The sequence below is a fragment of the Mesorhizobium sp. M0848 genome (genome assembly GCF_040319805.1).
Classification (GTDB): domain Bacteria; phylum Pseudomonadota; class Alphaproteobacteria; order Rhizobiales; family Rhizobiaceae; genus Mesorhizobium.
The window spans coordinates 1-2,563 of record NZ_JAMYOM010000068.1 but is presented as its reverse complement, the minus strand read 5'-3'; the positions used below and the strand labels follow the sequence as shown (position 1 = coordinate 2,563).

Genomic DNA, 2,563 nt, shown 5'->3' with positions numbered 1-2,563 from the left:
TCCAATCACGACCTATAAATTCCACCGCCAATGGCTCGCTCAAGACCAAGCACCCGGTCAAGCACCAACAGCAAGATGAGGGTTAGCCCTATCAGGGCGACGGCTACCGCAGCTATTGTGAGATCGAAACTCGCCCTCATTAGACTGATGAGCGCGACAGGCAAGGTATAAGTATTGAAATCACTCAGGAAGAGGCTGATCGTCAAATCATCCATAGAGAACGCAAAGGCAAAGATCGCGCCCGCAGCGATGCTGTTTTTGGCAAGTGGCAGAGTAATCGTGAAAAATGCCTGGCGTACATTGGCACCAAGACTCAACGCGGCCTCGCCCAGCGTTGGGCTTATACCGGTTAGCCCGATCAATGTCATTCTGATCGTGTAGGGGATCGTAATGATCAGATGCCCAGCGAGCAATCTGGCAAAGACCGGCAGCCCATTCAATGCCGACAAGAACATGAGCAACCCAAATCCAATGATGACGCCTGGCAATACGAGAGGCGACAGGAAAGCCGTCGTGATAAGGTCACGCCACTGGGGAGACATCCGGCTGATTGCTAGCGCGGCCAGTGCTCCAATCGCGGTTGCAAGGGCTGCCGTGGCGATTGCCAGCAGCAGGCTGGTATTGAACCCCGACCACAAATAGGAATTATGCCAGAACCGATCGAACCATTTCATAGATAGACCAGGTGGTGGGAATGGACCGAGGTAGTCCCGCGAGTCAAACGACATGAGCACGGTTGTGAATACCGGGATCAGTAGGAACGCAGCTGTCACGGCAATGGTGGCCTTTCCGAAGAACGCGAGAATGGCATCGGCATTTCGCCTGCGGATTAGTCCTGTTATCTTGCGAAGCATTTTTCACGTCCTGTCGAGTAGCGTGGTTACTCTAGACAAAATAAAGATCAGGAGCATGGAGAGAATTATCATCAAAATCGAAATAGCTGCTCCACTCGGATAATTTCCAACCTCGCTAATCCGGCTATAGATTAGGTTTGAAACGAATAGAACCCGCCCTCGCCCCAAGATCCACGGTATAGCGAAGGCGCTCACACCGAGTGTCATTGAAACCAAGAATGCAGATACCAATGCCTTAATGCATAACGGCGTTGTTACGGTGAAATGGGCCTCAGATGCCGAGGCTCCAAGTGACTGAGCCGCTTCGATCAAGCACGGGTTTAGGTTCTGGATCGCTCCGATCAGGATCAGGATAGACAAGGGTATCTCATAGTGGAGCAGTCCGGCGATGATAACCAAGTTAATGGACGAAGCGCCATTCATATTGGCTCCGAGGAACGACATGATCGGCGCCAGTAACCCGACAGAACCGAAGGTGAGCTGGATCGCGTATATTCGGACCAAGGAACTTAGGAACATCAGTCCGATTAAAGCAAAAATCCAAAGCTTTCGCGCCCTCGGGGATGCGTTCCTCGCAATATAGTATGCAACTGGAAAGGAAAAGACGACGGACATCACAGCTGCCCCGAAAGACAGCAAATAGGTCTGCATGAAATACCGAAGATAGGCCGAGTTGAAGAGCTCGGCATAGTTCTCGCCGGTGAGAGGCGCCCCGGCCACAGCTCCGATCCGACCCGGCTCGTATGCGCGAAAGCTTTCCCCGACGACTGTTAACAAAGGCAACGTCAGGAAAAGGGCAAATACTGCCACTGCCGGCAGCAGCAGCAGCACTTGGGATCTCATGCTTCTCATTTAATCTCTCCAGCCAAGATCCTCGGCCCCTACCCAGGGTTTGAACATTCTCCAGCTAGAGAAGAGGTAGGATTTCCTGTTCCCAGCGCTTCATCCAGGTATCGGTCTGTTTCGAGAGATAAGTCCAGTCCGGGAGGTAGGCGTAGCGGTCCATTTCCTCGTTGTTGAATACAAAGGGCTTCACTTTGTCGGATACCTTTGCCTTGGCATTGGCGGGCACCCCCGCCCCAGAGATGTTATTGAACTCCGCATTGTTCTCCGGGTCGATTGCAAAGTTTGCAAATTTGAACGCGGCATCGGTTTTCCCGCCTCTCAAAACGCACCATCCTTCTTCGTAAACAAACGTCCGGAATCCGGTCTCCTTGTCCATTTTGTTGAGATACTGGAGGTCGAAGTTGCGCGCAATGTCAATCGCGGTGAAAGCTGCGGCATTGGCTACAGAGGTTTCTCCCGAGCTTACGGAGGTCGTTATATCCTGATCTGAATTTGCAACACGCCCGATATTGCCCGTACGCGCGAGGTCCTTCACAAATTCCCACGCCGGCTCCAGGTTTCTTTCGTCGCCACCTTTGTGCAATGCCAGCATCACCATCGCCAGGTTAGAACCCAGGGAGGGTGCCGGAAAACAGATCTTTCCTTTGAGTCGCGGATCCAAAAGGTCTTCGACCTTGGATATCTGGAATGGTGTCGTATCCTTTCGATATAGCCAGAACGTGGAGGCCGTTGTGCGTGGGATGTTTATGATGTTCCCAGCGCTATCTTTGATCAGTAATTTTTGTGGGATGTCAGCGAGGTTAGGTACCTTTTCCAAGGTTACCGGTTCTGCCCAGCCCTCCGCCGCGACTGCTGGCCAAGAC

3 protein-coding genes are annotated in these 2,563 nt (G+C 52.4%); all 3 read right to left on the bottom strand.

Translation table 11 applies throughout. The features are described from left to right. Positions 1 to 5: 5 nt before the first annotated feature. The gene (locus NKH95_RS33265; protein WP_352894602.1) at positions 6 to 854 is read right to left on the bottom strand and encodes an ABC transporter permease; all 849 of its coding nucleotides are present in this window, start codon (positions 852 to 854) and stop codon (positions 6 to 8) included. A gap of 3 nt (positions 855 to 857) precedes the next feature. Further along, positions 858 to 1,706 carry an ABC transporter permease gene (locus NKH95_RS33260; RefSeq protein ID WP_352894597.1) on the bottom strand — a complete coding sequence of 283 codons (849 nt, stop codon included), beginning with the start codon at positions 1,704 to 1,706 and terminating at the stop codon, positions 858 to 860. A gap of 55 nt (positions 1,707 to 1,761) precedes the next feature. Next, positions 1,762 to 2,563 (bottom strand): extracellular solute-binding protein (locus NKH95_RS33255; protein WP_352894594.1); only part of this gene is annotated, 802 nt, incomplete at its 5' end.

Excerpts from the sequence above, each read along its gene's own strand:
- NKH95_RS33260 (WP_352894597.1), bottom strand. The coding sequence starts at position 1,706 with ATGAGAAGCATGAGATCCCAAGTGCTGCTGCTGCTGCCGGCAGTGGCA.
- NKH95_RS33265 (WP_352894602.1), bottom strand. The coding sequence starts at position 854 with ATGCTTCGCAAGATAACAGGACTAATCCGCAGGCGAAATGCCGATGCC.